At 39.6% G+C, this 12,573-nt stretch carries 6 protein-coding genes; all 6 read right to left on the bottom strand.

What is annotated here, in order from left to right; translation table 11 throughout:
- Positions 1-7: 7 nt before the first annotated feature.
- Genes P0Y49_02215 through P0Y49_02190 form a run of 6 tightly spaced genes read right to left on the bottom strand, consistent with a single transcriptional unit; the run spans position 8 to position 12,572 of the window.
- Positions 8-1,576, bottom strand: a complete 1,569-nt coding sequence (locus P0Y49_02215; protein ID WEK19967.1) for a RagB/SusD family nutrient uptake outer membrane protein — start codon at positions 1,574-1,576, stop codon at positions 8-10.
- Between the two features lie 19 nt (positions 1,577-1,595).
- Entirely contained in the window at positions 1,596-4,748 is a 3,153-nt protein-coding gene (locus P0Y49_02210; GenBank protein WEK19966.1) for a SusC/RagA family TonB-linked outer membrane protein, read from the bottom strand.
- A gap of 43 nt (positions 4,749-4,791) precedes the next feature.
- Entirely contained in the window at positions 4,792-6,252 is a 1,461-nt protein-coding gene (locus P0Y49_02205; protein ID WEK19965.1) for a fasciclin domain-containing protein, read from the bottom strand.
- A gap of 34 nt (positions 6,253-6,286) precedes the next feature.
- Entirely contained in the window at positions 6,287-7,867 is a 1,581-nt protein-coding gene (locus P0Y49_02200) for a fasciclin domain-containing protein (protein ID WEK19964.1), read from the bottom strand.
- Between the two features lie 14 nt (positions 7,868-7,881).
- Positions 7,882-9,306, bottom strand: coding sequence for a RagB/SusD family nutrient uptake outer membrane protein (locus P0Y49_02195; GenBank protein ID WEK19963.1), 1,425 nt, complete (start codon positions 9,304-9,306; stop codon positions 7,882-7,884).
- 2 nt (positions 9,307-9,308) lie between these two features.
- Complete coding sequence (locus tag P0Y49_02190) at positions 9,309-12,572, bottom strand: SusC/RagA family TonB-linked outer membrane protein (protein WEK19962.1); 3,264 nt, start codon at positions 12,570-12,572, stop codon at positions 9,309-9,311.
- Position 12,573: the final 1 nt, after the last annotated feature.

Here is a 12,573-nt window from a genome sequence, read left to right as displayed (position 1 = left end):
ATCATGATTAATAAGGTTTTTGGATAAGTAGTTTATTTGCATCCACATTTCTTTGGTAATATGGCAAGTACCAATAGGTTGGATTAGATAATCTTTGCCTGATTGCATTTCTTTGAGCCAAAGGATATTTTAAAGCTATTCGGTTGGCCAGCAATGCGCTATTGCCACTGTTTTTTGCCATGCGAACCATGTCAAACCACCTATTTCCTTCAAAGGCAGTTTCCAGAGCCCATTCATCTAAAATAATATCATCAACCTGAGCTGCAATGTTGGCAGTACGGTCGACAATTAGTTTAGGCATTACCCTTACGCGAAACCTTACCCCCATATAAGCCGTTACCGAACCATTAATCAGTAATAATGCTTCTTCAGAGCGGCCTAACCTATTTAATATCTCGGCCATTAAAAGTGCGGTATGCCCGTCGCGAGCTAAAATAAACGACATGTCATCTTTATATGAGTCTTTACGTGTTCCCAAATTGTCTTTAATTAGATATTTATAGATAAGCGTATCTCTCCCGTCTATCAAAAATGAGCGCCCATTGGCACGCCAGATATCACCATCAACTCCATTTTTTGCCGGCAGTCCGGCACCGGTAAGTACATCTAAAGTGCCTTCCTGTTTACTCCAGTTTTGTATGGCATTTACACTTGGCTTAAATGCATAAATCCCGTTTCCTTGATTATTTGTCCATTGCATAATATGATGCGTCTGATTGCGGTTCACATCAAATTTTATGCATTGCACCCACGATTTTACCTGGGCACCTGTTACCACATTTGTTGCAAACTGAGTAATCCAATCGGCCTTTACATAAGTATCCATCCTAAAAGTCTGACCGTTCATATAATTAAAAGGGACAAATGTCGACAGTATCTCGTAGGCCTTTTGGTATTCACCTGTATTCAGGTACATCTCTGCCATCATGTACCGGATAGAATAGTAGTTAAACCGCTCTGTTTCTGCTGTTCCTCCTAAAGCGGTAACAAACAACCCTGTGTTTACAGCACCTTCCAGATCTTTCGTCAACTTTTTAAGAATCTCATTGCCTTTTAGTGGTGCAATATTGGTTACCTGATCAAACGTGCTCACAAAATTTTCTGTGTAGGGTACATCCCCCCAAATCTTCACCAATTGAAAATATGCCCAGGAGCGAATGGCAATCACCTCACTAATGTCTGCTTTCATTGCATCCTCACCATAGTTTTGAACAGTAACGTTTAGCTTTCTTAAACCCGCAATTGCACCATTGCAGGCATTAACCAACCTATAAAATTTCGTATAATCTGCATAAGGATTTTCGGGTGTAACCTGATGCGTCGAAACATCGTAGAGATACTTATCAGCACCCCTCGCCGGAACAACTAAATCTCCCTGGGCTTCTCCCATCAACCAGATTTGATCAACTACATCCTGCATCAAACCATAAAGGCCGTTTATCGCAGCAACGGCATCATCCTTAGAAGTAAAGTTATCTTTGGTCGCTACTTTTCCCTCAGGTGCCACGTCAAGGTAGTTTTTGCAGGAAGAAGATGCCAGCAGCATTATGGCAAAAACAACATATATAACCCTCATTTTTTTCATAGTTTTAATATTATAATCCTAATTTGATGCCTAACAAAAATGTCCTGGATTGCGGAACATTTCCAAAATCATATCCATTGGTAAATACGCTTGTTCCGGTGCGCACCTCCGGGTCCCACCCCAGGTAGTTGGTAACGGTGAAAACATTGTATGCACTTAAATAAACCTTTGCATTTCTAATGAATGAGAGCTTTCTGTTAATATTATAAGCCAATGTTAATGTTCTCAATTTGAAATAAGAACCGTCCTCGACCCAATTTGAAGAAGGACGACTGTTATTCATCGGATCACCATATTGCGACTTAGGGATATTGGTCTGATCCCCATTCTCCTTCCAGGCGGTAAGTACAGCTATTGATTGATTCTCATATCCTTTGGCGACCTCCAACTTAGACCTCAACACATTCATGACATCATTGCCATAAGAATAAGAGAAAACAGCATTCAAGTCGAAGTTTTTATAAGATACCCCCGCTGTTGCTCCCCCATAAAAATCGGGATTAGGATCTCCTATCACCTGCATATCCGCTTCGCTAATATATCCATCCTTGTTTAAATCGTCATAATGAAAATCTCCAGCCTTAAATTTCTGACCCTTATCCCCTATTAAATTTGCCGCAGCTGCATCAGTCTGATTGGTAAATACACCTAATGATTTATATCCGTAAAAAAGCCCCGCAGGCTTGCCAACCATAGCAATTGATTTATAGCCATAATAGCCGCTGATTAAAGGTTTCCCATTTGGCAGACTGGTGATTCTATTTTTATTCGTAGCGATATTAAATCCAAAATTCCAGTTTACCTTACCTGCATGGCCTGTTACATCAATGCCGGCTTCAACCCCATTATTTCTGAGACTACCGCCATTGGTCCAATAAAACGTTGATCCGCTGGCACCATCAAGTGCAACCGGGGTTAACAGATCTGTTGTTTTATTTTGGAAATAATCAAACTTTAAACGTATCGTTCTACTTAATAAACTGAGATCAAAACCGGCGTTGTAATTGTAATTTGTTTCCCATTTAATGGTGTTATTGGAAAGATTTGATGGAATTAATCCCGGCCCATTCACATAATACCTTGCTTCATACAATGACTGACTAAGCCGCGGATCAATATCCTGATTGGCGGTAACTCCTGCCGAGACGCGAAGTTTTAATTCATCCACAGCTTTAAGGTTTTGCATCCATGGTTCGGAACTGATTTTCCAGGCAATTCCGCCATAAGGCATTACAGCTGTTGGAGAAGAGAAGATCCTTAGACCTACATCTGCGTTTTTACCAAACCTCGAAGATCCATCCAATCTGGCCCCGGCTGTAAAAGTCAGTTTATTTTTAAATTCATAATCCACATTTCCAAATGCCGACATATTGTGAATTGTCATTCCCTCCCCACCAAGTTTCACTTTGGTACCATCTTTTAAACCTGTAAAATCATCTGAAGGTGAGTTCACGGTATAACCGTAATAGCTATTCAGCTTTGTATTTTGCAGATTATAGCCTCCATAAGCTCTTAAATGATGAATATAATTAAAGCTCTTTTCATAGGTCAGCGTATGTTCTACCCAAATATTAGTTTCTTTAGCTAACTGCTGCTCTGATGAACGAATGTATCCTTCCTTACTCAAGACAATCCCTGCTGAAGGAAGAAAACGGTTAACATCTATATTTTTCCAATCCAGCCCCATATTGACTTTAGTCTTGAAAGCTGAATTGAAATCATAATTAAGAAATACATTACCCAACAACCAGTTGGTGTTCATCTGATTTGAAGCCAGATTGGTTACTGCAAGCGGATTACTCAATCCATCAAAAGTTCCTGAATCATAGGCCGCCAAATTTACCCCTTCATTATTTTTCCTATATGGGGCAAGGATAGGAGATTTCACCAGGCTGAGGTACAAAGGGTTTGTTCTTTCCTCTACTCCTTGATCCATCAGATTTTTATTCGTTCGTGAATAATACACACGTGTACCTACACTTAATTTCTTAAGCAACTTAAAATCAAGATTAAACCGTGTATTGATACGACTTACATCTGTACCCCGGATTGTACCTTCCTGATCTTTATAGCCAATACTAAATAAGTACTGAGAGGTACCATCTCCTCCTCTCAAACCCAGGTGATAATCCTGAGCCAACGCCACTCTGCTAATCTCTTTTTGCCAATCTGTATTGTTGGCATATCTCCAATATTCTGAGGTTTGGGTATTTGTATTTGTAAAGAATGGGTATTTCTGGCTAATTGTCGCTTCGTCATACCCCTGCCCATAAAGTCTATCAGAAAGGTAATTCCTGTAAGACGACGCATCCATTACCGGAATTTCTTTAAACCTTTCCGCTACACTTAACTGACCATTAAAATCAAGAAAGGTTTTTCCACTTGTTCCACTTCTGGTTTGAATAACAATAGCACCATTTGATGCACGCGATCCATAAACTCCTACCGCAGCAGCATCTTTCAAGATGGTTATAGATTCAATATCCTTTACGTTTATATCGGCTAAAAAATTATAAATATTGCCTTTTATGATGGCGCTTTCATATAAGGTTTTTACAATTGGAAATCCATCTACCACCAGTAAAGGATTGTTGGTGGCATATAAAGAATGGATACCACGAATATCAAACAAAACACCCTCATCTGGCACACCGGAAAAAGAAGTAGACTGTAACCCCGCTACAGTTCCCTGCAGCATTTGAAATACAGATCTGTTCTCGGCGGTCTTGTCTTGTGTGGTCGCCACCACCGCATAAGCCCCATTTAAGCTATTCTCACTCTGCGAAAAATATGGCAGGTTCACCACAGACTCACCTAAGTTAATTCCGTCTTTTACCAGGGCCACGTTAATTTCCCTTTTACCAATTAGGGGGACTTCTTTGGTTTGGTAGCCTGGATAAGATACCACAAGCACGGCATAAAGGGAGGGTACTTTTATTTCGAACTCACCATTGACGTTAGTCTCCGCAGTAGTTGTCCGGATATCCTTTAAACTAATACTGATTTTACTTAAAGTTTTTTTAGTTTGTATATCTATTATGGTACCCTTTATTTTGGTAAAGGACGGAACGACAGATTTTTGTGCTGCTACCTTAACCGGCTTTTGCGCCTGCACGGCAAAGGTGCAAAATGCCAGGAGTATAAATGTATATGATAATTTCATCAAAGAATGGTTTTCAAATTTAAAAATCAATTTATCTTGACAGCTAAGGGGCTATAATGGGGCTTAATACAATCTGATCCATATTCAGTTCAAACTTGCCCGCAGTTCTGGTACTACTCCCCGTACAAATAAACCTAAGCTGTACATCCCCAAAAGCCAACACCCGTATTTTCCCAATAAGCATATTTTGTTTCACCAGCGGTTGCATATCCGATGCGTTGATCTCCACGGCATTAAATACCTGGTTGTTATAAGCTACATTAAACAACCCACTATTGGCATCAATGGCGACATTAAGTACAACATTGTAATACCCCGGAGCAACCTTCGGTATTTTAAAACTCGCTGCATTACCCACTTTTACAAAATTCAATTTCATCACCTGTGCTGCATAAGTTCCTGAAACAGGTGTGGCCCTACTGCTAATTGTAGTTCCTTCCAACGTAACCAGGTTTAAGGTGTCCACATTACGGGCGGTTATTTTATACGATTTCTGGAATAAGAATTCAGGTGCAGTGATGTCTTTAAGTTCGTAATAAATCCCATTGCTGGCCTGTTGATCTACTTTCTGAAACTGACTCGCATTTACCACATAACTAGTTCCCAATACACTCCTTAATGATGGAATACCGGCAAGTTGAGCAGAAGTATAAGCTTTCCCTGATACCACCACATGTTTAAATAAATTGGTGTAAAAGTTTATGCTATCAGCATGTGTAATCTTCGAAGGATCATTTCCAACTGAGGCCAAAAGTGTGGTCGAAATCAATTTTTTAACCAGCGTATTGGTCGGAATAAAAACCGTAGACAATCGGGATTCATCATTAATCAGTGCACTGGAGAGGTAATAATTCTGATTAACGAATATCGAATCATAGATTGGTCTGGCCAGGGAGTCGACCCCGATTTTGGTGCTATTTGCCTTATCAAATACCCGACCGTTGGCCTGATTTATATATCCCTTAAATAAAGAATAATCAGGATTTGAAGCAATCACTTCATAAAGATTCTGCAATGGAAGAATTGGACCCTCGATACCATAAATGACCCCATTAGCTGCTTTTAGTTCAAACCCGCCTAGTTTAATCCCATTTACAAAACGTTTACCGTTGAGTGTGCTGATATTGAGATATTTATTATTGACGGTTTTTACATAATTCGAGTCCATTGCCGATTGGTAGATTGGAGAATAGACAATATGCATAGCGATCAACTGCTTAAGCTTTTCTATATCATTCAAATCTACGCTGCTAAAGGATCCGTTTTTAGGTGCAAAAACGGTGTATTGCTTATTCAGCTTCAAGACCTGATCATAATTTGTTTTTTGAAGCATGGCCACAAATTCAGAATAATCTGCGTTGGCCTGTAATTGCTCATATATATTTCCCTTAATGTTATCAGGAATATCATAATGCTGATCAAACTTACTTTTGCAGGAGAACAACAGCAACAGCAGACAGATTGAGAGGAGTTTAAGACTCTTATTTTTATGGACTGGTTTCATAATACACAGGCGTATAATTTCTATCATCGGTTTATTATCTTGGTCTGAACTCAATGGCGTCAAAAAAGCCAATTCCCGCAGTAACACAAACTATTTTTATTTTATGTTCGCTGATGTCGTCAAACTTTAAGGTCGTTAACAACATGTGCTGTGCATAATTTGGATAATTAATACCATTCTGAAGTGTAACCGCCTGGTTAATTGGATCACCTGCTTTTACACCATCAATATATACCTGAACTGTTGGCTCACTAGCTTCACGCTCCCAATTATACAGTACATCATAGGTACCTTTAAATATTTTAGGTGTAGTCAGTTCTATGTATGCTGTAGTGCTCAACATTTGCATTCTGAAGCAACTTGGTCCAGAAAGCAATATACCGGGCGGAGTAGTGGTCAGATTTGACTTGGCTGCAGTTCTGGTATCTGCATCATAAGGGAACCAGATAATCCATGGAAAGGGTGCTTGTTGCGCTAATGTCTTAAATCCGGTAGCTGCATTACAGTTTGGCCAAAGCGTACAATCCTTAATAAAGGATACCATCACATACTGCGGTGTTGGCGAATAAACAGAAAACAATTTATTTACCGAGTGCACCACACCGTTTTTGGTTATTGTATTGCTTTTTGAGAGTAAGAGCCCGGTTTTAACAAAAATAGAGTCCGTTTTTACTCCGCCTACTATTTTATAATCATAATGAGGATTAAGGTAGATACCATTGCTGGTAGAAAAAGTAATAAAATCTGTAGCATGAACAGATTCCAGGTAATCATCCCTAAAATCTGAAATGAAAAGGTTTTTCTTCAGCAAATGATAACGCATAAAAATATTCAACGAATCTTCCAGATTTGTATAATTACCCGTCTTAGAATACTTTGCAGCTAATTTCGCAAAAGAATTAATACCCGATAAAGCCAGAACGGAGTCGGTTTCCAGAAAGGCTGTATATCTTACTCTTGCTTTTGTTGGATCGTTATCCTCATAAACCTGGTTCAATACAGCATCAACTCCCGTTTTCTGGAAAGCTTCGGTAATAATGGAATATTTTGGCTGGGCTTTAAGCCAGTCCATCGTAGTCTGAGCAGGTGGTTCAAGGATGTCATCAATTTCATGGATTACACCATTCGTCGCTGAAACATTTAGTTCTTTAACTTTAACGGAACCATTCAAAACCGTATTCGAAACCCCTTTTGAGATATCCATACTGATATACTCACCCAAAGCGGTAAGTGCAGGCAAAGAACCAGCAATGAAAGATGAGGTATTATACTGGTTACTGTACAGATGGTACAATAAAGTTTTCTTTAGGGCATCTGCAGAGATATCGGTTATACTATTCAAATTCTTACGCTGAAGGTATTTTTTAAAAGCGTCATTATTGGGCGCAAATAAGGTATAGGAACCATAAATATTTAATAACCCACTTAATCCGGCTCTGTCTAAAGCTTGAACAAGGCTTGTATATTTATCATCCTCCTTAAGAATCTGCGTAATTGCTCTATCTGCTTTAACAGGTTTTAATAATATGGCTTCATTTTTACATGAACCCAGCCAAAGCGTTAAACCTATCCAAAAAGATAATTGGACAAGGATTATATTCCATTTTGTTTTCATAAACCGCTTCATAATTATTGATAGTAAGGATTTTGAACTAATAGTGAATTGGAAGAAAGGGCATCTACGTGTAAAGGAAGATACCAGCTTTCAGGATTGTCAACTCTTGTTCTGATCACGAGCTGATCAACCCCATTTACAGCGGAGACAATACGACTGATCAACATATCTTTACCGGCGAAGTTATTTCTCGATGCAAACCGAACGAGATCAAACCAACGCTTCCCCTCAAAGCAAAGCTCACGACCTCTTTCATCCAATAGGAACTCATCTGCCTGCTGCGTATTGCTGATTACAGGAATCAAGGCAATACCCGCCCGGGAGCGGATCTTGTTAATTTCTTTAACAGTCAGAGATAGATTAGCCACATTATCCGGAACCAGATGGGCCAGTGCTTCAGCTTTCATTAAAATCACATCAGCATAACGGTAAAAAATCCAATGTGCATCATTGGTACTGATGTTATATTTTTGAACAGATCCCCCCGGCGTAATAGAAGTTACTATTCTAGCATCAACCGGATCATCGAACAGGCTAAACACCGGATTTCCGCTAAAGTATGGTTTGTTATTAAACCATGTATACAAAGAATGGGTTTGATTCAGAGAATTATTGTATTGAAGCTCCCAGATAGACTCTCCTGTATTTCCAGGCGTAAAAAGATTACCTAAATTGGTCGGTGTCAATAAAGCAAATTGTTTAGAATTAATCACCATATCACAGGCCGCAATAGCCTCCTGATTCTTACCCAGCCACAAATCAACATCTGCTTCAAAGGCATAAGCGGCATATCTGGTTGCCCTTCCTTTGGTCTGAACATCGGAATCGTAAGCAACCGGCAAGCTATTCTCTGCGAGTTTGATGTCGGCCAATACCTGTGTCATAATTACCTCAAAGGGTGATTTAATAACATTATAATTTTGTCCGTCAGATTCTGAAGGCTCCAGTATTAAAGGGACTTCTTTAAAAGTTCGAGCCAGCCAGAAATAGGTGAATGCCCTTAAAAAATAAGCTTCTCCCATAATCTGATTTGCATTTTCTGTGCTAAAAGAAGGATCCTTGGCTACAATGCCTGGTATATTTTTTATCACCAAATTGGCCTGATTAATAACTTTATAGAAGTTGGTGTACTTATTCATCACATTTGATGGCTGTATTAAAAACACATCAATCGATTCTTTATCAGTACCGGCCCCTTTTCCCGGAATGGAGTTCAGCAGTTCACCTCGAACCTCTCCCCAATACAAAAAAGCTTCCTGATTACTTCTGAGAGTAGAATAAGTTCCAATGATTGCAGAAACTGCATCTTCCTTCTTTTGCCAGAATTTCTCTCTGGTCAGCTTATTTTCCGGAGCGATGTCAAGCATCCGATTACAGGATATGGCCTGAATCGAAAATACTGCGATGAGCAAGAACAAGTATATTTTATCTGTTTTCATAATTAAAAACTTATGACGGTATTGAATGTATAATAGCTCGCTGGTGGCGTTAATGAGTTGTCCTGCCCAACTTTAAATGGATCGGTATTACTGCTGGTACCCACTTCAGGATCTATACCACTGTATTTTGTAAATATGGCCAGGTTTGAAGCCGATAAGGAAAAGCTAAGTCCTTTCATCCGTAAGCGCTGTACGACCTTTGCAGGTACCCTGTAGCCCAATGAGATTGCTGATAAACGAATAAAAGATCCATCTTCAACATATCTGTCGCTTCCTACCCAATTGTAACCAGCTCCATACAATGCTCTTGGGATGTCTGTAACATCACCCTGTTTCCTCCAGCGCCTCATCACAGCAGTAGTCTGATTGTTCTCATTGTACATATTGGTGGTATTCATCTTGGCAACATTAATCACATCATTACCATAGCGATATGTAAATTGTGTGTTTAACGTAAATGATTTATAAGTAAGGTTAAGATTTAATCCACCAGCAAAATCAGGACTGGAGTTACCAATTTTAGTCACATCTTGTAAGTTGATCACACCATCATGGTTAAGGTCTTCGTAAATGGCATCACCACCTTGAAATGCATAACCATCTTTGTTGTTCCACCTTATTGGAATTTTTAGGCCATTCAAATCAGTTACGAAACTGCCATCCGCATTTTTGACAAAAGCATCTTCATCTCTTGCATACACTCCCTTATATTTAAAGCCATAGAAAGCACCTAATGGATCACCCACTCTAATTCTTTGAATGATTTGTCCATTTCCGATAGTATTTTGTTTGGATATCTCATTTCCGTCAGGTAGGGAAAGGACTTTACTCACATTTTTATAAATATTAAATGAAACTGTTAACATCCAATCCTTTGTTTTAAGAGGTATGCCTGTAATTTCAAACTCAATTCCACGGTTCTGTATACTTCCAAAATTCTGGTAAACACTTTCGAAACCGGAGTTATTTGGAATGGGGCGGTTCCAGAGCAAATCGCGGGTAATGTTGTTGTAAACATCTGTAGTGATGGATAACCTGTTTTTAAAGATCGATAAGTCCAATCCCAGATTGGCTTGTTCAGTTCTTTCCCATTTTAAATTTGCCAGATCAATGTTATCCGGAGTAACCCCCTGAAGATCTCCGTATGCCGCATTTGCACTAAAGGTTGCTGAATTTGAAGCCGAAATGTCTGGAGCGCGCCCTGTTATTCCCCAACTAGCCCTGATTTTCATATCATCCAACCAGGTAAATTTCTTCATAAAAGGTTCTGATGATGGTCTCCAGAAACCCGAAATCGAAGGAAAAGTTCCGAACCTGTTGCTCCCTCCAAATGCAGAGCTACCATCACGTCTAATTACCGCCTGTACCGAATAACGATCCCCATATATATAAACCATCTGGCCTGTAAGGGAAATAGTTCGCTTAAATACATTCGAAGATTCCTGTTGCAGAATCGCCGGACTTGAATAAGGGTCAGTAATAAATTCTGAAGCAACATTATCAGCCTTCAGATTTAAAATCCTTGCCCTGTTTTCGGTGTATATTGTTCCACCACCAATTAAAAAAGTGTTTTTATCATTATTAAAAGAATAAGTAGCCCAATTCCGCTGATAAAGCGTAAGTCCATACTTTGGTTCCGAATAAGCTGTATTTACACCACTTTGTATATTGGTTCTGGTATAATCCTTACCTGTAGCCGAATGTGGTAGAAAGGTGTCAAAATTAGCATTTTCATATTGCAGGGAAACTACGCTTTGTATATACAGTGTTTTAGGATCATTTAATGGCCTAAATTGAGCCTGCACACTGCTGTTTAGTAAATCTGATTGCGTTTTAGCCGAAGCAAGATTAGCCACGGCTACCGGATTTGCGACATTACCCTGAAAACCTGTAGGCTGAATAAAATACTCATGTGTCGAATTTCCATATTGATCCTGAGCAAAAACTGGAATTACAGGAGCCTTGTAAATCCCAACAACCAGCAAGGATGGTTTTGTGGTATTACCGATATTATCCAACTGGATATTCTGGTCTCTGGTGCTGCTGGTATAAGCTACATCAGATAAAAACTTGAGCTTACTCGAAACCTTATAATCAAAAGCCAATCTACCATTTGCACGCCTAAAACCTGTTCGAATGGTGGTTCCTTTCTCATCCAAATACCCCAAGCTAATGGCATAACCTGTCGCATCACCACCACCCCGGATTGAAATATTCTGATCACTTTGAAAGCCATTTTTAATCAGTTGCTTTGGCCAGTTCGTATTGTTATTATAATTTTCATAGTCTGCATTACCCGGCTCTAAAAATAAACTGGTAGGTGTTGTGGTCATGTTGTAGCGGTTTTGATAAGCCTCTAAAACCATGGTTTTGTATTGAGTCCCATTTAGCATAGGCAGCATTCTCGGTGCCTGTGTTAAAGATAATTTAGAAGTTGCTGAAACTGTCGGACGTATATTGCTCCCCCGTTTGGTGGTGATAGCAATTACCCCATTGGCACCGTCGGCACCATACAATGCAGTAGCCGCAGCGTCTTTTAAAATATCAACCGTAGCAATGTCTGTAGGAGAAATATTCAAAAGGTTACTTAAACCCTGTGGGCTCGACAAATCGCCATTATCAGGAATGTTATCTGTCCATGGAATCCCATCTACTACAATCAATGGTTTAGTGTTTAATCCCAATGATGAAGCACCACGAAGTTGTATTGCAGCTCCTGCACCAGGATCTCCGGAAGACATCGTCACCATTAATCCCGGAACCCTTCCTTCCAAAACATCTTCTATTGAAGCCGCAGGTAGATTTTCCAGATCGGCCATCTTCACAGAAGAAACAGATGAGGCCATATCACGTTTATCAACATCCAAAAAACCAGTATTTACAGTTGGCTTCTTCATTTTGGAAGTAATGGCAACTTCTTGCATCATATTATTCTCGTCCTCAAGGGTGATATTGATGACCTGGCGGCCATTCACTTTAATCGTTTGGGGTTTGGACCCGATGTATCTGCAAATCAGCGTCGCATTAGCATTGCTGATTCTTATTTGATAATTACCATTTACATCGGTACTTGTACCATTGATAAGCCTGTTATCTTTGTCCTGCTCAATCACGCTTGCACCAGGTATAGGTTCATTCTTTTTATCCTTTACCTGTCCCCTGATCACAATTGAAGGCGATGTTTGCGCTATAACCTGCTGAGCACTTAACATTAAAAGCACAGCCATTGTTAGCCTGAAAAATTTCTTTAAGGTCTCGTGTAGCATT

This window comes from Candidatus Pedobacter colombiensis (assembly GCA_029202485.1).
Lineage (GTDB): Bacteria > Bacteroidota > Bacteroidia > Sphingobacteriales > Sphingobacteriaceae > Pedobacter > Pedobacter colombiensis.
The sequence above is the reverse complement of the archived record's forward strand: the minus strand, read 5'-3'. Positions and strand labels throughout refer to the sequence as shown.

Excerpts from the sequence above, each read along its gene's own strand:
- P0Y49_02200 (WEK19964.1), bottom strand. The coding sequence starts at position 7,867 with ATGAAAACAAAATGGAATATAATCCTTGTCCAATTATCTTTTTGGATA.
- P0Y49_02205 (WEK19965.1), bottom strand. The coding sequence starts at position 6,252 with ATGAAACCAGTCCATAAAAATAAGAGTCTTAAACTCCTCTCAATCTGT.
- P0Y49_02215 (WEK19967.1), bottom strand. The coding sequence starts at position 1,576 with ATGAGGGTTATATATGTTGTTTTTGCCATAATGCTGCTGGCATCTTCT.
- P0Y49_02195 (WEK19963.1), bottom strand. The coding sequence starts at position 9,306 with ATGAAAACAGATAAAATATACTTGTTCTTGCTCATCGCAGTATTTTCG.
- P0Y49_02210 (WEK19966.1), bottom strand. The coding sequence starts at position 4,748 with ATGAAATTATCATATACATTTATACTCCTGGCATTTTGCACCTTTGCC.
- P0Y49_02190 (WEK19962.1), bottom strand. The coding sequence starts at position 12,572 with ATGCTACACGAGACCTTAAAGAAATTTTTCAGGCTAACAATGGCTGTG.